At 41.5% G+C, this 20,498-nt stretch carries 17 protein-coding genes; 14 read left to right on the top strand and 3 right to left on the bottom strand.

Features of this window, described 5'->3' with window-relative positions; all coding sequences use genetic code 11:
• Positions 1-108: 108 nt before the first annotated feature.
• A complete protein-coding gene (gene putP, locus METLIM_RS06540; RefSeq protein ID WP_004077161.1) occupies positions 109-1,599 on the bottom strand; it encodes a sodium/proline symporter PutP in 1,491 nt (496 codons plus the stop codon).
• A 239-nt stretch (positions 1,600-1,838) separates the two neighbouring features.
• On the opposite strand from putP, the gene METLIM_RS06545 reads away from it, so the two are divergent.
• From METLIM_RS06545 to METLIM_RS06580, 6 genes are all read left to right on the top strand, one after another.
• Positions 1,839-2,792 (top strand): tyrosine--tRNA ligase, encoded by a 954-nt coding sequence (locus METLIM_RS06545; protein WP_004077162.1) that lies wholly within the window; start codon positions 1,839-1,841, stop codon positions 2,790-2,792.
• 100 nt (positions 2,793-2,892) lie between these two features.
• A complete protein-coding gene (locus METLIM_RS06550; protein WP_004077163.1) occupies positions 2,893-3,696 on the top strand; it encodes a serine protein kinase RIO in 804 nt (267 codons plus the stop codon).
• Between the two features lie 230 nt (positions 3,697-3,926).
• Complete coding sequence (locus METLIM_RS06560; protein ID WP_004077164.1) at positions 3,927-4,469, top strand: KH domain-containing protein; 543 nt, start codon at positions 3,927-3,929, stop codon at positions 4,467-4,469.
• Between the two features lie 173 nt (positions 4,470-4,642).
• On the top strand, positions 4,643-7,006 hold the full coding sequence (locus METLIM_RS06565; protein WP_004077165.1) for an ATP-dependent DNA helicase: 2,364 nt from the start codon (positions 4,643-4,645) through the stop codon (positions 7,004-7,006).
• Between the two features lie 172 nt (positions 7,007-7,178).
• Complete coding sequence (gene cgi121, locus METLIM_RS15490; RefSeq protein ID WP_004077166.1) at positions 7,179-7,880, top strand: KEOPS complex subunit Cgi121; 702 nt, start codon at positions 7,179-7,181, stop codon at positions 7,878-7,880.
• Between the two features lie 2,372 nt (positions 7,881-10,252).
• Entirely contained in the window at positions 10,253-11,542 is a 1,290-nt protein-coding gene (locus METLIM_RS06580) for an ORC1-type DNA replication protein (protein WP_048145712.1), read from the top strand.
• On the opposite strand, the gene METLIM_RS16555 is transcribed toward METLIM_RS06580, so the two are convergent.
• Positions 11,535-12,338, bottom strand: coding sequence for a hypothetical protein (locus tag METLIM_RS16555; RefSeq protein ID WP_048145713.1), 804 nt, complete (start codon positions 12,336-12,338; stop codon positions 11,535-11,537). The two genes, METLIM_RS06580 and METLIM_RS16555, sit on opposite strands and share 8 nt — an antisense overlap.
• Before the next feature lie 63 nt (positions 12,339-12,401).
• Between METLIM_RS16555 and METLIM_RS06590 the strand changes: the two genes are divergently transcribed.
• The 8 genes from METLIM_RS06590 (at position 12,402) to cbiB (ending at position 19,395) form a co-directional block, all read left to right on the top strand.
• A complete protein-coding gene (locus tag METLIM_RS06590) occupies positions 12,402-12,893 on the top strand; it encodes an Lrp/AsnC family transcriptional regulator (protein ID WP_004077170.1) in 492 nt (163 codons plus the stop codon).
• 217 nt (positions 12,894-13,110) lie between these two features.
• Positions 13,111-14,268, top strand: coding sequence for an aminotransferase class I/II-fold pyridoxal phosphate-dependent enzyme (locus tag METLIM_RS06595; RefSeq protein ID WP_004077171.1), 1,158 nt, complete (start codon positions 13,111-13,113; stop codon positions 14,266-14,268).
• A 293-nt stretch (positions 14,269-14,561) separates the two neighbouring features.
• A complete protein-coding gene (pdxS, locus tag METLIM_RS06600) occupies positions 14,562-15,458 on the top strand; it encodes a pyridoxal 5'-phosphate synthase lyase subunit PdxS (RefSeq protein WP_048146254.1) in 897 nt (298 codons plus the stop codon).
• The gene (pdxT, locus tag METLIM_RS06605) at positions 15,448-16,044 is read left to right on the top strand and encodes a pyridoxal 5'-phosphate synthase glutaminase subunit PdxT (protein WP_004077173.1); all 597 of its coding nucleotides are present in this window, start codon (positions 15,448-15,450) and stop codon (positions 16,042-16,044) included. The genes pdxS and pdxT overlap by 11 nt, the downstream gene beginning before the upstream one ends.
• Before the next feature lie 421 nt (positions 16,045-16,465).
• Entirely contained in the window at positions 16,466-17,476 is a 1,011-nt protein-coding gene (locus METLIM_RS06610) for an adenylosuccinate synthetase (RefSeq protein WP_004077174.1), read from the top strand.
• 20 nt (positions 17,477-17,496) lie between these two features.
• The gene (locus METLIM_RS06615) at positions 17,497-17,706 is read left to right on the top strand and encodes a methytransferase partner Trm112 (RefSeq protein ID WP_004077175.1); all 210 of its coding nucleotides are present in this window, start codon (positions 17,497-17,499) and stop codon (positions 17,704-17,706) included.
• Between the two features lie 259 nt (positions 17,707-17,965).
• Complete coding sequence (locus tag METLIM_RS06620; RefSeq protein ID WP_004077176.1) at positions 17,966-18,484, top strand: DUF7524 family protein; 519 nt, start codon at positions 17,966-17,968, stop codon at positions 18,482-18,484.
• Positions 18,466-19,395 carry an adenosylcobinamide-phosphate synthase CbiB gene (gene cbiB, locus METLIM_RS06625; protein ID WP_004077177.1) on the top strand — a complete coding sequence of 310 codons (930 nt, stop codon included), beginning with the start codon at positions 18,466-18,468 and terminating at the stop codon, positions 19,393-19,395. The genes METLIM_RS06620 and cbiB overlap by 19 nt, the downstream gene beginning before the upstream one ends.
• Positions 19,396-19,576: 181 nt before the next feature.
• Here cbiB and artA read toward each other — a convergent pair whose 3' ends face one another.
• The gene (artA, locus tag METLIM_RS06630; RefSeq protein ID WP_004077178.1) at positions 19,577-20,395 is read right to left on the bottom strand and encodes an archaeosortase A; all 819 of its coding nucleotides are present in this window, start codon (positions 20,393-20,395) and stop codon (positions 19,577-19,579) included.
• Positions 20,396-20,498 lie beyond the last annotated feature (103 nt).

A 20,498-nucleotide genomic window follows, 5' to 3' on the forward strand; every position in this document is an offset into this window, starting at 1 on the left:
GCAGATATTTTAACCGGATTTTGGGAAAGAAAGAAAAAAAGAAAATAAAATTTTTATTTTTAACATTCCGCAGAAAATACATCAGCTACGCCCTTTTATTGCCGGGAATTATCCTTTTATCTCCTTTAATTTCTCTTCCGTCTCCTCAAATACCCTGACAATGCACTCATCCGGAACTGTCATGCGGCTTACAATGTAAATTGCAAGCAGAGAGAAGATGAATCCGGGGACGATCTCATACAGACCAAAGAAGTTAAACTGCTTCCAGATAAGGACTGTAAGGCCTCCGACAACTATGCCGGCAAGTGCGCCTTCACGGGTGGTCTTCTTCCAGAAGAGTGCCATTAAGATGGTCGGACCAAATGCAGCCCCGAATCCTGCCCATGCGTACGATACAATTGAAAAGACAAAACTGTTTGGATCTATTGCAAGGGCAATTGCAAATACGGCAACAAATAGAACCGATAACCGGCTAACCCATATAAGCTCACGATCTGCTGCATCTCTTCTGAAAAACGCCTTATAAAGATCCTGTGATACTGCGGAAGCACTGACCAGAAGCTGCGAGGATGCAGTGCTCATGATTGCGGCAAGAATTCCGCACAGTATAATTCCGGCAATGAAAGAAAAGAAGACATCGCCGGTCATTACCATGAAAACCGTCTCTGAATCAGCACCGGTCAGAGGTTCACTCAGAAATACTCTGCCGACAAGACCAACAGCAACAGCAGCGATAAGTGCAACAGTTACCCATACCATCGCAACCCACCTTGCCTCTTTTATCTCCTCAGGTCTGTTTATTGCCATAAACCTGACAAGAATATGCGGCTGTCCGAAATAGCCAAGTCCCCACGCAAGCAGTGAAACTATCGCAATAAACGTCAGCGGACTGCCGTCAGCATCTAAAAACGGATTTAAGAGAGATGGATTTATCGCTTCAATTCCGGAGACTGTATTGCCAAATCCTCCGACAAGAGTTATCGCAGTGAGCGGGACAATTATCAGTGCAAAGAACATGAGAATACCCTGTATAAAATCGGTGAGGCATACAGCCTTAAAACCACCTGCAAAGGTATATATGACAACAATAAGCGAGATCAGCAGGAGTGCATATGTATAATCGATCCCGAACACAGTATTGAAGAGTTTCCCGCCTGCAACAAACTGCGCTGATGTGTATATAAGGAAGAATATCAGGATAAATATAGCCGAAATACCGCCTAAAAGATCATTTTTATCATTGAATCTGTTCTTGAAAAAGTCCGGAACGGTGAGCGAATCGTTCGCCATCTGGGTATAAACCCTCAGGCGTTTTGCAACAAATTTCCAGTTCAGGAAAGTTCCTGCAATAAGCCCTATAGCAACCCATATGGCCTGCATACCGGAAAGATATGCAAGACCCGGAAGGCCTATCAGAAGCCATCCGCTCATATCCGAAGCTTCAGCACTGAGAGCAGCAACATAGCGGTTGATGCTCCGGTTGCCGAGAATATAATCACTTACGGTATTGGTTTTTTTGTAGTATAAAAAGCCGATTATGACCATTAAGGCCATATAAACTATAAATGCAGCCACTATTCCTATTCCGTCATTAAACATCCATAACCTCCGGAGATCCCCTCTGTAAGAACGGGTACCTATTGAAAAAACCTGAAAAACCGTCCGGATTATTCATATAAAACTTCTTCTTCCGGAAGACAGAGGAAATTCCTCTAAAACTTTTCACCGGGATGTATATATATGGCAATTATTTGAGGTTTATTTATTGAATCTGACCTTTTACCCCTGATCCTGCAGGGACAATAACTTAATCCTGATTCCTCACCCATTAATATGAAATGGATGAATACGAACTCGCAATAAGAAATACAGTAGAGATTGTCACCGAGGACCAGTTAAAAGAGCTGATGACCATACCGGAAAGATCCGTTTATGCCGGATATGAGCCATCAGGAGAGATCCACCTCGGACATCTTGTCACAATTAACAAATTAATGGACCTGAAAGAAGCAGGATTTAAGATTAAAGTTCTGCTTGCAGACCTTCACGCATTCCTGAACCAGAAAGGCACTATGGAGGAAGTACGTGAGATGGCCGACTACAACAGACGGTGCTTTGAAGCTGTGGGGCTTAAAGGCAAAAATGTGGAATTTATCCTCGGAACTGATGTTCAGCTGACTCCTGAATATGAACTCCAGGTTTTAGAGCTTTCACAGCAGATTACGCTCAACCGTGCAAAGAGAAGCATGGATGAAGTCGGAAGAAATATGGACGCGCCGCGGGTATCACAGATGGTCTATCCTATTATGCAGATGGTCGATATCAACACGCTCAATGTCGATATGGCACTCGGCGGCATTGACCAGAGAAAGATCCACATGCTTGCAAGGGAGTACCTGCCGACAATCGGTGCAAAAGCACCTCTCTGTATGCACACACCTATTCTAAACGGACTGAACGGTAAAAAGATGTCATCATCCGAGGGCAATTATATCTCAGTTGCCGACTCTGAGGATGTAATTAAGAAGAAGATGAAGAAGGCTTTCTGCCCCCCGGAAACAGAGGAAAACCCCGTCCTTCAGACCCTGAAATACCATATATTCCCGAGGATGGAGACTGTCACACTTAAAAGGCCTGATAAATTCGGAGGAAACCGTGAATTCTCATCATATGAAGAATGCGAGCAGGCATATGCAGCCGGGGATGTTCATCCTGCCGACCTGAAGTCGATGACAACCGACGGTTTGATTGAAGTCCTTGCAGATGCAAGGGATTACATGAATCAGAACTAAATTCTGATTTTATGCCGGAAAAGTTATCTCCGGGATTTTTCCCGGGTAAAACCGCACAATAACATATTCCGGCAGCATTTATATCATATATAAAATTCCGGTGGTGAAATTAAAGTTGGACAGAGACAGAATAATAGAGAAACTTGACCGAGAAGTGAGTAAACTTGGCGTCAGGATTAAAGATGCCGACAGTATGAAGGTGATGGAGAATGTCTTTGATGACCAGACCCTCGTCGCACTCTATAAACTTGTCAATAAAGGCAAACTCTCAGTAATAGGCGGGTCTATATCCACAGGAAAGGAGGCCAATGTCTTTTATGCCGAGGATTCAGAAGGGGCCCCGGTAGCGATAAAGATATACCGCATTCAGTCTGCAAACTTCAATACGATGAACCAGTACCTGGTGGGCGATCCAAGGTTTTCATCGGTCAGGAAATCGAAAAAAGAGGTAATATTCGCTTGGACGAGGAAGGAGTACTCAAACCTCAACAGGGCGCACGATGCCGGTATCAGATGTCCGAAGGCGAGATATTTCGACAGAAATATTCTCCTCATGGATTTCTGCGGCGAGAATGAGATACCTTATCCGCAGCTCAGGCATGCCGGAATTGAAAAAGGAGAGGGGCAGAAGCATTATGATGCTATTATTCATGATATTGACCGGATGTACAATGATGCAGGACTTGTCCATGCGGATCTCTCCGAATTTAATCTCCTCTTTGACGGATCTGAGCATATTATAATCGATATGGGCCAGGCAGTGACACCTGATCATCCGCGTGCTGTGAAGTTTCTCGTCAGGGATATTCTGAATATAAACCGTTTTTTTGCACGGTTGTGTGATATCCGGGACGAGGAGGAGATCTTCAGAGAGATTATCGGGGAGGATAAATTACAACCCTGAGAGCGGAGAACTTTTTTTCACCGGATATAAGCGGAAATTCCGTCCGGAGATATTATATTCTTCACCCGTGCCGGAATAATAAGAAGAAATTATTTTTAGTTTCCGGTTCACCCATATAACTATAGACGGCATCTGACTGTGCAGCAGATCATTCCTGCATAAATGCCGCATCCACTACCTTATATGAGGCATGAGATACAATTGATAACTAACTATTTGATGTTGGTAATATGGCAGAACAGGAAATAAAAGTTACACAAAATCGTATTGCTGTAATAATCGGCAAAAACGGTAAAACAAAAAGGACTATCGAGAAAAGTACGGATACTTCACTGAAGATCGACAGTGAGGAGGGCCTTGTGACAGTCAGCGGGGAGGACCCGGTGAATGTCTTAAATACAAGCCAGATAATACGGGCAATAAACCGTGGTTTCTCTCCCCAGAGAGCACTTACACTTCTTGACGATGAAGATATGATGCTTGATATCATTGATCTCACTGCATACTGCAATACCACAAAACAGATGGAGAGAATAAGAGGCAGAATAATCGGCAGGGAGGGCAAATCCCGGGAGCAGATTGAGGATATGACCGGAGCCATAATGTCTGTTCTTGGAAAGACAGTCGCAATTATAGGTGAAGTCGAACAGGTCAGAAATACAAGAACTGCTGTAGAGATGCTCATTGAAGGACTGCCCCACGAGAGCGTCTTCTCATTCCTTGATAAGAAGAATAAAGAAGCAAAGCAGAATATGCTTGAATATTATTATTAAGACTCCGGGCAGCAGTGATCTGATACGCTGCATTAAAGCCCGGTCTGATAATAAAATATACTTTTCCCGGATATGAAACCAACATTTCCACTCCAGAAGAAACAGTTTTTTAAAAGCTTTTTTTTAAATATATTAATTTTAAGGAGACTTAGACTGGAAGAAAGGGGGTCTCTTTGAGAATATCGTCATTGCCCGTAGGATCAGGCCTTATTGAGGAATATGAGAAAAAAGGAATCATTAACCTCTACCCTCCACAGGAGGAGTGTGTCAGCAGTGGACTCTTCGAGGGTGCAAACCTTCTGATCTCCATCCCCACTGCCAGCGGAAAGACTCTCGTTGCCGAGATGGCGATGCATCATCATATCTCCGGCAACGGAAAATGCCTCTATGTTGTACCCCTCAGGGCACTTGCAAGCGAAAAATTCGATGAATTTTCAGGACGCGGACCTAAAGTCGGGATTGCAACAGGCGATCTCGACAGAAGGGACGATTATCTCGGAAGAAATGAGATTATAATCGCCACAAGTGAAAAGGTTGATTCACTCCTCAGAAATGGTGCGGGATGGATGAAATCTGTTTCATGCCTCGTCCTTGATGAGGCGCACCTCATTGATTCACCGGACAGGGGCGCAACGCTCGAGATGGTGATAACAAAACTCCGGTATTTAAACCCTGAAATGCAGATAATCGCCCTTACTGCAACTATTGGAAATCCCAGAGTCTTTGCAGGATGGCTGAATGCAACTCTTGTCAAATCAGACTGGCGTCCGGTTGACTTAAAAGAGGGGATTTTTTACCGGAATTCGATCTTTTTTGGTGAGGAGTTAAAAGAGATAACTCCTGTTACAAAGCATGAGGATGTCAATCTCTGCCTCGACTGTATTAAAGATGGGGGTCAGTGTCTCGTCTTTGTAAATTCAAGGAGAAATGCCGAGAGCTTTGCGAAGAGAATGGCGCAGGCACTTAAAACGGAGAATACTGAACTTTCTGAACTGAAAAAAAAGCTTGAGGCTGTCGCTGATACTGAAATGGGTAAAACCCTTGCTGTATGTGCAGGTTATGGCGCAGCTTTTCATCACGCCGGAATGAAGAGAGAGCAGAGGGCTGTTATCGAAGAAAATTTCCGCAACGGAAATATTAAGGTTATATCGTCAACTCCCACCCTCGCCGCCGGACTAAACCTGCCGGCAAGGCGGGTTGTTATAAGAGATTATCTCAGGTTTAAATCAGGAGAGGGGATGCAGCCTATCCCGGTAAGGGAATACAGGCAGATGGCAGGGAGGGCCGGAAGGCCGCATCTTGACCCTTATGGTGAGGCGGTTCTGATTGCAAAGAGTGAGGAGGCCGGCGCCGGACTTTATGAGGAGTTTATTGAGGCTCCGGCTGAGGATGTCAAATCAAGGCTTGATGACAATTATGTCCTCACCGGACAGGTGCTCTCATTAATTTCAACCGGTTTTGTAAAAAATGAGAGGGAACTGGCTGAATTCCTCGACAGGACTTTTTACAGGTACCTGAACAGGAGCATGAAGCATCTTGAAGAGACTCTTGAAGAAATTATTGACTTTTTAGTCTCCTCCGGAATGATAACCTCAATTGGTGACTGCCTCTCTGCAACGGAATACGGCTCTCTTGTATCACGGCTTTATATTAACCCGTACAGCGCCGAGATTATTGCAGCTGAACTGAAGCATACTGAAGAAACGGAGGAAGAGAAGAGTTTTACCGATATCGGACTGCTACAGATGCTCTGCGTTACTCCGGATATGTACACGCTTTTTGTCCGGAAAAATGACATCCCTATGCTTGAGATATTCCTTTATGAGCATGAGGAGGAGCTGTGGTCCGGAGTATCATACGATTCAATGGAGGAGGATTTCCGGATACTGAAAACAGCAATGATGCTTAATGACTGGATATCCGAGGTGAACGAGGAGACGGTCTGCAAGAGGTACAGTATCGGGCCGGGGGACATCTACAACTCTGTTGAGTCCATAAACTGGCTTTTGTATTCAGCGTCAAGAATTGCAGCTATGATGGCTCCTTTTCATAAGAAGCATGTTTATGATCTCTCCCTCAGGATGAAGCACGGGATTAAAAAGGAGCTTCTGCCACTGGTTAAGTTCAGAAATATCGGACGGGTCAGGGCAAGGAGGCTTTATAATAATAATATGAGAACTGTCTCTGATCTCAAAAAAGCAGGCTATGACAAGGTTTCCCTGGTTGTGGGTGAGAAGAATGCAAGGAGCATTTTTGATGAAATCCTAAGGTCTGAAGGGGAGGGACAGAACAAAAGCAACTCCGGAGTTTCCGGTGATGAAATTCTTAAGGAAAAACTGAAAGTAGGGGAAGTATCTCAGAAGAGAGCGAAAAAAACAGTGAAGGAAGAAAGTGAAGCCGATGAAACAATCCCTGAAATTTCCCAGGAAGGGATGGACCCCGGCGGAGTGGAAAAAAATTCCGGTAAAGATAGGGTTAAAACCGGGAAAAAAGCCGGAAAGAATGGATCTACACAATCTACACTGTTTAGTTTTTAATCTCTGAAAAACTGTAATTTATTCTCAGCTTTTTTTTCATTGCCGGATAATTTCTTTATTTCCGGTAACAATTTTATAATGAGCTGTTAATTCAGACTGCGTATTTAGAATTTACACCGGAGATATATGTTTTCATACTTACGAAACATTATGATGATACAGGAGGGATGATATGGAATATATTATTTTACAGGCAGAAGTTACTGTTTCTGATGAAGGAGACTTTTTAAAGGGTATCAGGGAAATATCAGCTGAAAATAATGTTTACATAACCTTTTTTGATGTTGACTATATTGCAGATGTTAAACATATTGAATCTGCACTTTTACATGCCTTAAGGGCATTTTGCAGAGGGGAAAATATTTCGAGATCACCTGATATGGAGGTTCTTCTCTACGCTGCCGGAACAAGACAGTGCAGTTGTGCAGTTCAGACCGGCCTCAAGAAAGGGCTGAGTAATTATTATGTTCTCATCTTTGATTTTCCCGGTGAACAAAAAATTTCAGGAGAAGGAAAATTCAGGAGTGATATTCCGGATTTCTTCGTTCTGGATGATAAAATTACTATTCGGAAATATCCCCGGGATGATTCCTGTAAATCTGATGAATTCGAGGGAAGATATGCAAGAATTCTAACTTCTCTGAGTATTATATCGTGCAGCTTCCCTGCGATCGGTGACTTACGGAAGAAAGACCAGGACGATAAAAAATCTGATTTATCTGCGGAAAATATTCCAAAAAATGCAGGAAGTTCTGAAGGAAAATATGTGAGAAGTTTTTTTGAAATTTCAGAAGATGAAATTCAGGCATCTCCGGAGAAAAAAATTACTGATTTTGTTCTTGAGAGAGTGGCACTGCTTGAGATAAGTAAATAATTTAAGAAATTTTCCGGTTTTTTACAGATTTTCAGATTTTTTGAACTTTTTCTGTAAAACCGCAGTTTTTTTTGTTGATTATATTTTTTTTCGGGTAACAGATGCCTGCTTTTTTGGGAGACAGGAAAGTTCAGGCGAAAATTTACATTTTTGCAGGTTTTCTATATTTTTGATCTTTTTTTGTGATTTTTTGCAGAATTTTAGCAGAAATTTTCCTGATTTTTTGGAAGTGTCATAGTTTTTTTTCTTCTTTTTCGGGTAAATGTTTCATAATGTTACAAAATACTTATTCTAAACTGAAAAATTTTTGAATTTTTTGTTTAAAACCCTGAACTTCTTTCTTTGGGTTTATTTTTTTGTAAGCTTTTAAATCTGTTTTTTTTTAAATTTAAGTAATTTTTAAGAGTTAAATTTTTTTAGCATATACCTAAGAACTGGAAATTTTTTCTTCTCACCCCCACCCCTTTGTTTCCTGTGGAACTTTTTTTTGGGATGCGGGTCGGCGGAAAATACCTGTGGCAAAAAAACAGGTAACAGAAAATAATCATAAGTAAATCTGCAAGTAATAATATATAAAGTACAGACATTTGATATAATTTGAAGAAAAGTTGAGAATAAACTGAGAATAAACTGAGAATAAACTGAGAATAAACTGAGAATAAACTGAGAATAAACTGAGAATAAACTGAGAATAAACTGAGAATAAACTGAGTAGTAAATAACCAAGTTAACCAAAGTAAGCAGGAAATAAAGAGATGGACTAGGAATAAAAAAAACCGGACAACAACAGGAAAATAACCAAAAAGAAAGAAAAACGGGAACAGGCAGAGAATAAGCAGAATAACCCAACAATAACGGAGAATACCCAAAAAAGCAAGAAAAAAAGAACAGCCAGAGAATAAGCAGAATAACCAAATAACAGCATGGAAAAAGAGAAAAAACGTAGAACAGTCAGAGAATAAGCAGAATAACAAGGAAATAACGGAGAATACCCAAAAAAGCAAGAAAAAAAAGAACAGCCAGAAAATAAGCAGAATAACCAAATAACAGCATGGAAAAAGAGAAAAAACGTGAACAGTCAGAGAATAAGTAGAATAACAAGGAAATAACGGAGAATACCCAAAAAAGCAAGAAAAAAAGAACAGCCAGAAAATAAGCAGAATAACCAAATAACAGCATGAAAAAAGAGAAAAAACGTGAACAGTCAGAGAATAAGCAGAATAACAAGGAAATAACGGAGAATACCCAAAAAAGCAAGAAAAAAAGAACAGCCAGAGAATAAGCAGAATAACCAAATAACAGCATGGAAAAAGAGAAAAAAAACGTGAACAGTCAGAGAATAAGCAGAATAACAAGGAAATAACGGAGAATACCCAAAAAAGCAAGAAAAAAGAACAGCCAGAAAATAAGCAGAATAACCAAATAACAGCATGGAAAAAGAGAAAAAAAACGTGAACAGGCAGAGAATAAGTAGAATAATCCAACAATAACGGAGAATACCCAAAAAAGCAAGAAAAAAAGAACAGCCAGAAATAAGCAGAATAACCCGGTAATAACAGAGAAATAAGGAAAAGAAGAAAAATAAGCAAAATAACCTGGGGATAAACAAGGAGCAAGGGAGAAGAAAAAGAATAAACAAAATCAGAGCAAAAGAAGAGCAAAAATAAGCTAAAGGTCAGGAAATGATAAAATTTTTCCGGAAACTGAAATATGACCTACTGGTAAAAAATTGAATTTTACTTTCATAAAAGAAGCTTTGTGAAATATTATTTTGTTCTCCGTGTAAGGACAAAACCAACAGGAGAACTGCAACTTTTTCAGTAAATTTATACAACTCCAAAAAAAACCTGCCAAATCCAAAAAAAGTTCCAGTGGAAATAAAGGGGTGGGGTTATGACCTTCAAAAAATTTTCAGGAAAATGAATAATTTATTCTGAATATTTCAAAAACTCCAGTGGAAACAAAGGGGTTAAATGCTATAGGAATGAGATCAATAACAGCAACCGGTAAAGCTTCACCGGCAATGATATTTCCGGAATTTTTGCAAATATTTTAGTCCGGGCCGTTCAGGATAAAAATTTCTGAAATATGGCATTTTAAGGATTAAAATCTGATTCCTCCGGAATAGAACATTAATTTCCGGGGTCATATCAACAGCACTGCTTATAGTGTTAAATTCTGTAATGACAGGAAAAATCCACACCAGGAGTGCGCAGTTTCCTGCTAATAATAATAATAATATTTTCATCAAAAAAGGTCAAATCTTGTCTGTTAACAGATTCCGGAGTGGATCATAAATATTCAGTTTAAGAGGACAATTCAGAAAATGAGGAGGAATACTATTGACTAACAGTCCGGATGGGACAAAAGAAATGGTTCAGGCTGAAAAAAAATCCGGTTCATCCGGACTTTTTAACAAGTACCTGAAAAACAGAGGTATATTCAAAAACAGGGAAGTGTTAAGACATTCTTTCAGGCCTAATAATCTCCCTCACAGGACACCACAGATTGATTCCATTGCAGCAATTCTTGCTCCCTCTATAAGAAATGAGACACCCTCAAATATTCTTATCTATGGCAAAACCGGAACTGGAAAAACAGCATGCGTAAAATATGTTGGGGCTGAACTTGAAAATGCATGCCTTGAGATGGGTAAGAGATGCAATGTCATACACCTGAACTGTGAACTTATTGATACCCAGTACAGAGTGCTTGCCCAGATTGCAAATGAAATAGAAAATCTGGACAGCAAACCCAGTGATAAACCACGCACAAGTATCCCCATGACCGGATGGCCAACTGATCAGGTCTATGCAGAACTGAGAAATCTGCTTGAATCACTTGGCGGAGTTAATGTAATTGTACTTGATGAGATTGACAAACTAGTCAAAAAAAGCGGAGATGAGATTCTCTATAACCTTACAAGATTTAATGGCGAGCTAAAGAATGCAAAGATAAGCATGATTGGAATATCAAATGATTTGCGATTTACCAATTTCCTCGATCCGAGGGTTCTCTCCTCTCTCTCAGAGGAAGAACTTGTTTTCCCTCCCTATAATGCCCCTCAGTTATGTGATATTTTACAGGAAAGAGCAGATGTTGCCTTTGAAGAAGGTGTTTTAGACCTTGGGTGTATTCCTTTATGCGCTGCACTTGCCGCCCAGGAACACGGAGATGCAAGGAGAGCACTTGATCTCCTGCGAATATCCGGAGAACTTGCAGAGAGAGAAAATGCTCCCAAAGTCTCTGAAGTACATGTAAAATCAGCCCAGCAGAAGATTGAGACTGACAGTCTTATTGTCTGTGTATCTTCGCTGCCTACACAGAGCAAGGCTGTTCTTTATGCAATGCTGATTTTATCCGATCTCAACAGACCGGTTTTCACAACCGGAGAAGTGGCTCAGGTTTACAGAGATGTTGCACAGGCACTTGATGTAGATGTTTTAACCCACAGAAGAATTACAGATCTTATATCAGAACTTACAATGCTGGGTGTCATCAATTCAAGAGTTGTCTCAAGAGGGAGATACGGCAGAACCAAAGAGATGTGGTTTGGAACCGGAACTTCAGGGATCAGGGAAACCCTTTCAAAAGATGAGAGGTTTGAAGAAGAGAGACTGCATCAGATTGACATAGGCAGATTCAGAACCCTCTTCAGATAAACCAGTTTCCCGGATAAAATAGATATTTTTTAGTCAGGATTTTCTTCTGATATTTTCTCTTTCTCTCCGCTGTTTTGTTTTCTTTCTGTTTTCCTTCCCTGTTCTTTTCTGCTTCTTCTTCTTCCTGTTTCTGCTTGTCCGTTGTTTTGTTTTCTTTCTGTTTTCCTTCCCTGTTCTTTTCTGCTTCTTCTTCCTGTTTCTGCTTGTCCGTTGTTTTGTTTTCTTTCTGTTTTCCTTCCCTGTTCTTTTCTGCTTCTTCTTCTTCCTGTTTCTGCTTGTTCGTTGTTTTGTTTTCTTTCTGTTTTCCTTCCCTGTTCTTTTCTGCTTCTTCTTCCTGTTTCTGCTTGTCCGTTGTTTTGTTTTCTTTCTGTTTTCCTTCCCTGTTCTTTTCTGCTTCTTCTTCTTCCTGTTTCTGCTTGTCCGTTGTTTTGTTTTCTTTCTGTTTTCCTTCCCTGTTCTTTTCTGCTTCTGCTTCTTCTTCCTGTTTCTGCTTGTCCGTTGTTTTGTTTTCTTTCTGTTTTCCTTCCCTGTTCTTTTCTGCTTCTTCTTCTTCCTGTTTCTGCTTGTCCGTTGTTTTGTTTTCTTTCTGTTTTCCTTCCCTGTTCTTTTCTGCTTCTGCTTCTTCTTCCTGTTTCTGCTTGTCCGTTGTTTTGTTTTCTTTCTGTTTTCCTTTTCTGTTCCGTCCTGCTTTTTTTACTTTTTTTGTCCTGTTTTTCTCCTTCTCTTTCTTCTCTTCCGGTTTCTCACTCTGCTGTCCTGTTTTATCAGGGTCCTGCAGAATAAAAACCAGATCCAATAGCATCTATTAATCATTATTAAAACAAAAAACTCCGTTGACAAATATTGTCGGAGTCGCCCAATGGATGAAAATGACAGGATGATATTATCCATACTTGAGGAAAACTGCAGAATTTCAGAGCAGGTCCTTGCGGATATGACAAACCTCAGCCGCGAGGAAGTTATATCACGAATAAAAAAGCTTGAGGAAGAAGGAATTATTAAAAATTATGTAGCGTGCATCGACTGGGAAAAAGCAGGAGACGGAGTAGTTGCAGCCATAATCGAGCTTAAAGTTTCGCCCGAAAAGGACTATGGGTATGATAAAATTGCCGAGAAGATATCAAAATTCCGGCAGGTAAAATCTCTCAGGCTTGTAAGCGGAGCATATGATCTTGAAATTCTTGTAACCGGAAGGGATATACATGAAATAGCAAGATTTGTGTCCGGTCAGATTGCTCCCCTTGAGAATATCAGAGAGACCGGGACGATACTTATAATGAAGACCTACAAAGAGAACGGGCAGCTCTATTTTGAGAAAAAGCCGGTTGAGAGACTTCCATATTCATTTTAAGTGCTGCAGAACGGTAAAAACAGGTATAACTGGTTAAAGCAGTTAAAATCTCAGAATTATATTGAGAGTCAGTAAAAAATCAGGACAATAAATATTCATAAATTTCCTGCAGTTCCTGCAGAGAGGATGTAGATTTTAGGACTTCAGTCCTGGTTTAAAGAGAAGATAAATATTACCACATTAAAAAGAGACAGAAGAGAAGAACCGGAGAAAAATTATGAGAGACTTTCGCTCAGAAAGAGTACGCGAAATACCACCTTCAGGGATAAGAAAATTTTTTGATATAGCCCAGGAGATGGAAGATGTAATATCACTTGGTGTCGGCGAACCGGATTATGATACACCATGGAATGTAAGGGAAGCAGCAATCAGTTCTATTGAGAAAGGTTATACAGCGTACACCTCAAACAGCGGCTTAAATGAACTCAGAGATGAGATCTCTCTCTACCAGAAGGAGAGATTCGGGGTTGATTACAATCCTGTAAATGAGGTACTGGTCACCACCGGAGCATCAGAGGCGCTCGATATAACAATAAGAACGGTCGTTAATCCGGGCGATGAGGTGCTTGTTGCAGAACCGGCATACATAGCATACTGTTCAGGAGTCATACTCTCCGGAGGAGTGCCTGTATATGTGCCCTGCCCTGCAAAGGAGAATTTCAGGCTCACACCTGACAGCCTTATGGAGAAGATAACTCCAAAATCAAAGGCGCTGCTTTGTAATTTCCCGAACAACCCCTCCGGAGGTGTGATGACTGTGGATGACTATAAAGCAATCGCAGATGTCATTGTGGATCATGACCTCCTTTTAATCTCAGATGAGATCTACAATGAGATAACCTACGAAGGAATGCCGTCATCTGCTGCATGCGTTGAGGAACTACGTGAAAGAACAGTTATAATAAACGGTTTTTCAAAGGCATATTCAATGACCGGATGGCGGATAGGGTACATCTGTGCCCCGGAGGAGATTGCCGCCGCCGCTCTCAAAATACATCAGTACGTAATGCTCTCCGCACCTACTATGTCACAGTACGCAGCTATTGAAGCTGTTAAAAACGGCTGGGAGGCAAGAAATGAGATGGTCAGAGAGTATAATATAAGGCGTAACCTCTTCGTAAACGGGATGAGGCGTGCAGGACTTGAATGCCATATGCCCAAAGGTGCAATATACGCATTCCCGTCTGTTGAGTCCACCGGACTGTCAGATCAGGAATTTGCCGAGCGCCTCTTAAAAGAGAAGCATATAGCCGTAGTTCCGGGCAGCATATTCGGCCCTTCAGGGGCAGACCATCTCCGATGCTGCTATGCGATTTCAAGGGACAACCTTGTAACAGCGATTGAAAGAATTGAAGAGTTCGTAAACGAACTTTAGGTTCTGTAAAATGGTCTGTATATGATATTCAGAGCCTGGGAATAATTTTTACAGTTTCCGGGAAATTCTGTGGCAGGGCATCTCCGGAAAATCCTGTAATCCGGAAAAGTGTAATCCTTTGCGGTACCCCATCATTTCCACTGGAAATCATAATATTTATCGTTTGATCTGAGAAAAAAAGAAATTTTAATGTTCTTTTTTTGGCTATTAATTTAAAATCACCTAAAAGTCATCCGGGTAAAGCAATGATGACTACCCTATATTTATTTTATTACATGTTCAAACTAAATGCAATGAAATTAGAAGACCTCAGGTTTGGAACCGAACTATTGAAGAGGGGATTTGCATCTATGCAGAAGGGCGGCGTCATTATGGACGTTGTCAATGCAGAACAGGCCGAGATTGCAGAGTCTGCCGGCGCTATTGCAGTAATGGCGCTTGAGCGTGTCCCGTCTGATATCAGAAAGGCGGGCGGCGTTGCAAGAATGGCAGATGTAGCAAAGATCGAAGAGATTATTGAAGCCGTATCTATTCCGGTGATGGGTAAGGCGCGTATAGGTCACTTTGTTGAGGCACAGGTACTTGAAGCGATTGGTGTGGATATGATCGACGAGAGTGAGGTTTTAACACCTGCCGATGAAGAATTTCACATCGACAAGCAGAAATTTACAGTACCTTTTGTCTGCGGAGCAAGAAATCTTGGTGAGGCCTGCCGGAGAATTGCCGAAGGCGCAGCCATGATCAGAACAAAGGGCGAGGCCGGAACAGGAAATGTTGTTGAGGCAGTAAGGCACATGAGATCAATCTCTGGTTCGATCAGACAGCTTGAAGGCATGAATGACCAGGAGATTGCAATGTACGCAAGAAATATTGAAGCACCATTTGCGATTGTTAAGGAATGCTCAACACTCGGCAGGCTCCCGGTTGTAAACTTCTCAGCAGGCGGTATTGCAACGCCTTCAGATGCAGCAATGATGATGCAGCTCGGTTGTGATGGTGTCTTTGTAGGATCAGGCATCTTCAAGTCAGAGACTCCTGAAGTGATGGCGCGTGCAATCGTTGAAGCAGTGAACAACTTTGAAGATCCGCTCGCTGTTGCGAATGCAAGCAGAAACCTTGGTGAAGCGATGCCCGGCCTTGACGTACACACATTAAGTGATGAAGAGGTGCTCTCGACACGTGGCAATTAAGATCGGTGTTCTGGCCCTTCAGGGAAATGTATCCGAGCATATCCATGCATTTGAAGCTGCAATAGCCAGGTCGGGTATCTTTAAAAATTATGAGGTATTTCCGTTAAAAAAAGCTGATGATATACCCTCATGCAGCGCAATAGCCATTCCCGGAGGAGAGTCAACTACAATATCAAGACTTATTGATAAAAATCATATGAGGGAGGAGTTTGAGAATTTCAGCGGCGGAATTTTTGCAACCTGCGCCGGGATGGTCATGTGCGCCGGTGCCGTCGATGACGAAAGGGTAAAGCCCTTATCCCTTATTGATATTGAAGTCGGAAGAAATGCCTTTGGAAGACAGAAGGATTCTTTTGAGGCTGAAATCGAAATCAAAGGATATAAAGAGCCATACAGGGCGATATTCATACGGGCGCCGGTTGTAATATCGGCAGGCAGTGGTGTTGAAGTTCTTTCTGAGATTGATCAGGGCATTGTTGCCGTAAAATCAGGTAAGCATATGGCGCTCTCTTTCCACCCGGAACTGACAGGTGATTTCAGACTTCATATAGATTTTATTAAAAATCTTGGAATAACGGAAGAATAATTCCAATAAAAAGAGATCTCCGGTTTAAATAACCGGAATAAATATCCATATCATCTTTTTTAATTTATGCGGGGAATGTTTTTTCAGACGGAATTTATCATTCAGAACCATTTCATAAAATTTCCGGAGTACATACGGGAGGACTCTTACTGTTATTACAGTCTGAATCGGTGGTTTTACCGGACAGAATCTGATATTTGAATCTGTTTCCTGGTGGACAGAATCTGAAATTCTGATATCTCATCTCTTACTTTACCCGGCAGAATCTGAAATTCTGATATTTCATCTCTTACTTTACCCGGCAGAATCTGAAATTCTGATATTTCAATTTGTTGTATAATCGGTCAGAAAAATATTCATAATCCGGGTTATCATCAAAAGATTCATCAGTGTATATAACCCCATCTTTAATGAAAAATAAATGAGTTGTACTATAATAGTTGGCGGTTTTTTTGGTGATGAAGGCAAGGGCAAGATTGTTGCCCATGTTGCACATAAAGATAAACCCTCAATCATATCACGCGGTGGTGTCGGTCCCAATGCAGGCCACACAGTTCAGGTAGGCGAAAAGGAATACGGTGTAAGGATGATCCCTTCAGGATTTGTATTCCCGGAAGCAAAATTATGCATTGGAAGCGGTGTTCTTGTAAATCCCGAGGTATTCAAAAGCGAAGTTGATATGGTCGGAGTCGGAGACAGAATTTTTGTCGATGGAAGATGCAGTATCATTGAAGAAGAGCATATCCTTCAGGATAAAGCCAATGAGCATCTCTCCAAGACCATAGGTTCTACCGGAACAGGATGCGGCCCTGCAAATGTTGCAAGAGTTAACAGGGTTGCAAAGCAGGCAAAGGACATTCCTGAACTTAAACCTTATCTGGCAGATGTCGCATTTGAGATCAATGAAGCGCTCGCAAGGGGAGAAAATGTCCTCCTTGAAGGAACCCAGGGCTTTGGAATTTCACTTTACTTTGGTACATATCCTTTTGTGACGAGCAAGGATACATCAGCTTCACAGATTGCAGCAGACAACGGTGTGGGCCCTACAATGATCGACGACGTCATTGTAGTCTTTAAGGCATATCCTACAAGAGTCGGTGAAGGTCCGTTTGGAACTGAGATGACACGTGATGAATCACATGAACTTGGCATTCAGGAATTCGGTACTGTAACACGGCGTGAGAGAAGAATAGGGGTCTGGGACGGCAAGATGGCACGTTATTCAGCAATGATCAACGGATGCACAATTGCAGCAATAACAGGAATTGATCATGTAGATCCTGAATGCTTTGGCGCAACAGAGTACGAACAGCTTACACCAAAAGCACTTGAATTCATAAAGCAGGCTGAAGAGGATATCGGTGTTCCTGTAAAGCTTATATCAACCGGTCCTGAGATGACTCAGATCATTGATATAAGGGATCGCAAATAATTTTTTATGAGGGATTAAAAATGAAGATGTCAACCTATGAGATACTCTGCTGTCCTGTATGTAAGGGTGATCTGACTCTTAAGACCGATAAGAAGGAGATTCTTGAGACTGGTGAGGAAGATATAATTGAGGGTACTCTCAGGTGCGAGAGCTGCGGTGTTGATTATCCAGTCAGTGAAGGAATACCTGATCTCCTTCCAAGGGACAAAAAAGGAATAATTTCAGGCTGAAGATCATAGTATAATGCAGAACTTTCCGGAATGGTCCGGAAAGTTTGGTTATTAATATGAAGTGCGGTATATGTGCATATTCTGGGATAATATCCGATAGACTCCGATTATGCCAAAACATTATGCAGTGCACTATAAGCACAGAATTAAATAACAGGCATACAGTTGTTAAATAGAGAACCAACTTTTGTTGAACAGATGCGGGAAGATTTCATATTCTGATATCCGGAATAAGACAATAGGCACAGGCAGTAATATTATGGGTGAATTTGAGGTAAATATAAACAAATCAGGGATTAATTCAATAGAGGCACCTGAAGAAGTGGATATAGAGAATGGTGAAAACATTGTCTTAAAACTGATCAATAACGGAACACCTCTGCATCTTACAGTATCTGCCGTAAACGCCAGGAAATTCACTCCCTTTTTGCATGAAAATCTATTCCTTGAAAATAAAGTCATACTTAAAATCCCTGTTTTATCTGATGCACCCAAAGGGAGCTTTAAAATTGAGATTATTACAGGTTACGGGACTTTAAGATATGGGATTGCCATTAATGTAAAGGACAGGGCAATTGAAATTCCGGATGAGATAGAAGAGATTCCTGAACCTGAGGATCATACTGATCTCTATATGAAAGCCGGATTTATGGGTCTTCTTGGTGCAGGGTGGGCCGCATATATATTCGGACTTTATCTTCCGGGAACTGTCCCCGGCATTGTATCGGTAATTCTCATAACTGCTGCGGCATACATCGGATGGCAATACCGGCCCTGATTATCTGGCTGTCACTCCTGTTTGACAGAGTTTCAGGCGACCCACCAAACAGGTATCACCCGGTTGCCTGGCTTGGACGGTTTATTGCTCTCTGGGGCAGTCCGGAGATATACCCGGCGTGGTTACAGAGATTATCCGGAGTTATTTTCTCTCTTTTGACTGCGGTTCTCTTTACGCTGCCGTTTTTGTTGTTTGATATCTTCACATACGGAATAATAGCTTTCATTGCAGGGGCAGTGCTGTTAAAGATCTGTCTTGCCCTGCGCTGCCTTGAAGAGCATGTTGAATCTGTAACTGAGGCGGTTGAGAAGGGGGACGGACGCAGTGAGGCAGGTATGCTTGTATCCAGAAATACCTCTTCACTCTCTGAAGAGGAACTGCTCTCAGCTGCGTATGAATCAATGGCAGAGAATCTTGTTGATTCTGTAATATCGCCTCTCTTTTATTATACAATGGCCGGACTTGGAGGCGCGGCATTCTTCAGGGCGTACAATACCATGGACGCTATGCTGGGATATAAGGATGACAGGAGGTATCTTGGTTGGTTTCCGGCAAGGATGGACGACCTTCTTAATTTTATACCGGCCAGGATTGCGGGACTATCACTTATAATTTACTTCTTTTTTAATGGCAGTCTGAAGGATGCATGGCTCTGCATGAGGCGGGACGCCAGGAAAAGGCCGGGAATAAACGGCGGCATTCCCATGGCGCTTATTGCAGGCGGAACGGGGATCAGGTTTGAAAAACCCGGATGCTATACAATCGGTGACCCTGTTAATACTCTTGCAGAGTCCGGAAAAGAGATTGTAAAAGCTGTCAGGTATGCGACAGTGATCTCAGCCCTCATATTTTCGGCTGTAATTGTCCTTTCAGGTGATATTGTGCTGAATATTTTTTTCAGACTGATGTAAATCAGAAGTGTTTTCTGTCAGTGTAAAGGGTATTTGGCAGTTATAATCTGATATCATGGACTTACTTACAGTTATTTTCCGGCCTTATCACTTCTGTGAAATATTTAAATCAGATATGATAATGCTTCCTTCATTATATGTGTTCAGAGAGAATTCCCGTCAGATGGGTGACTTTTTTGTCTTATCTTCTGATTTCTTCTGAGAGATCTTTTAGGCCCCGGTAGTATATATCTGCAATATTTTTTATGAAGATCGCAATTTTGGGGTTTATTAGAATGATTGTATATCCGACTGCGATGAGGGTCAGGAGGGAAAGTCCGAATTCAGATATGATATTATGCGCCCAGAAGTAACTTTCATAACCGAACTGTCCGTTTGATGCGATCTCGGGCAGGAAAGGAAACCACTGTTTGGTATATGAAATTATTACAAAGACATTTCTTATGAGATTCATCAGAATGATAAGGGCAACAACAGCCACAACTGAGATTAACTTCTGCTTAATTCCGGATTTGGCAGTAAAAACCGCGCCCGTCATAATAGCTATCGCCTGAATGCCTGTGCATCCCAGCACAATTTCGACTCTGAATATGTCATGCATAAACATATTCCATTCCGGCAGGCTATAGGTGAATCCGAGAGCTGTGAAAACAGTTTCAGTCATCTTTACATTGAGGAGTATGAGGGTATCTCCAAGAACGGGTATATAGGCAAAGGGTGCGAAGATGAGGTAAGCTATTGCTGCACCCCTTGTGAGCATTATTATATTTTCATTCTCTGCGAGGCATTTTTTTACTGTAATTAAAAGTACAGGAAGGGACAGGAATGCCACTATGGGATATGCGATATTATTCTCTGAAAAATATTCCGGGAAGTTTGCAAATACTGAGGCAACCAGAAATATCCATCCTGCGGAGGCAAATATTTTTTTGTACTTCCCCGGAAAGAGAAATAGAAGAAAACCTGCAAATGAAATTGATGCAAGCAAGGTCTGAATCATCTGTCTGTTTTAGTTTGATTTGTGATGCAATAATATTTGCCTGAAATGATCCGGAAATATTACAGAATATAACATTTTTGGTGCACTAACGCATATCAGAAAG

The organism is Methanoplanus limicola DSM 2279, from assembly GCF_000243255.1.
GTDB lineage: Archaea > Halobacteriota > Methanomicrobia > Methanomicrobiales > Methanomicrobiaceae > Methanoplanus > Methanoplanus limicola.

Bases quoted from the DNA above. Each gene is read 5' to 3' on its own strand.
- METLIM_RS06595 (WP_004077171.1), top strand. From the start codon at position 13,111: ATGAGAGACTTTCGCTCAGAAAGAGTACGCGAAATACCACCTTCAGGG.
- METLIM_RS06620 (WP_004077176.1), top strand. From the start codon at position 17,966: ATGGGTGAATTTGAGGTAAATATAAACAAATCAGGGATTAATTCAATA.
- METLIM_RS06615 (WP_004077175.1), top strand. From the start codon at position 17,497: ATGAAGATGTCAACCTATGAGATACTCTGCTGTCCTGTATGTAAGGGT.
- METLIM_RS06590 (WP_004077170.1), top strand. From the start codon at position 12,402: ATGGATGAAAATGACAGGATGATATTATCCATACTTGAGGAAAACTGC.
- METLIM_RS06560 (WP_004077164.1), top strand. From the start codon at position 3,927: ATGGCAGAACAGGAAATAAAAGTTACACAAAATCGTATTGCTGTAATA.
- pdxS (WP_048146254.1), top strand. From the start codon at position 14,562: ATGAAATTAGAAGACCTCAGGTTTGGAACCGAACTATTGAAGAGGGGA.
- cgi121 (WP_004077166.1), top strand. From the start codon at position 7,179: ATGGAATATATTATTTTACAGGCAGAAGTTACTGTTTCTGATGAAGGA.
- METLIM_RS06545 (WP_004077162.1), top strand. From the start codon at position 1,839: ATGGATGAATACGAACTCGCAATAAGAAATACAGTAGAGATTGTCACC.
- METLIM_RS06580 (WP_048145712.1), top strand. From the start codon at position 10,253: ATGGTTCAGGCTGAAAAAAAATCCGGTTCATCCGGACTTTTTAACAAG.
- METLIM_RS06610 (WP_004077174.1), top strand. From the start codon at position 16,466: ATGAGTTGTACTATAATAGTTGGCGGTTTTTTTGGTGATGAAGGCAAG.
- cbiB (WP_004077177.1), top strand. From the start codon at position 18,466: ATGGCAATACCGGCCCTGATTATCTGGCTGTCACTCCTGTTTGACAGA.
- putP (WP_004077161.1), bottom strand. From the start codon at position 1,599: ATGTTTAATGACGGAATAGGAATAGTGGCTGCATTTATAGTTTATATG.
- artA (WP_004077178.1), bottom strand. From the start codon at position 20,395: ATGATTCAGACCTTGCTTGCATCAATTTCATTTGCAGGTTTTCTTCTA.